Annotated in this window: 1 pseudogene; it reads right to left on the bottom strand. The window is 73.8% G+C overall.

The annotated features are described in order from the left end of the window. Nucleotides 1–301: pseudogene (locus MKK55_RS10030) on the bottom strand (FAD binding domain-containing protein); the annotation flags it as partial.

A 301-nucleotide genomic window follows, 5' to 3' on the forward strand; every position in this document is an offset into this window, starting at 1 on the left:
CGCCGATCGCCTGGCAGCCGGAACCGGGCTGGCGCTTGTTGCACGGCGTGGCCGTGTCGTAGAACTAATAGCAGCGGGTGCGCTGGATCAGGTTGCCGCCGGTCGACGCGGCGTTGCGCAGCTGCGCCGAGGCGCCGGCCCGGATCGCGTTCGACAGCAGCGGGTAGCGGGCCCGGACGCGCGCGTCGTAGGCGACGGTGGCGTTCGTCGCCAGCGCGCCGATGCCCAGGCCGCCGTCGGTCTCGACGATCTCGCCGAGCGGCACGTGGGTCATGTCGACGAGGCGCGCGGGACCGTCGCC

Source organism: Methylobacterium sp. J-059, assembly GCF_022829485.1.
Classification (GTDB): domain Bacteria; phylum Pseudomonadota; class Alphaproteobacteria; order Rhizobiales; family Beijerinckiaceae; genus Methylobacterium.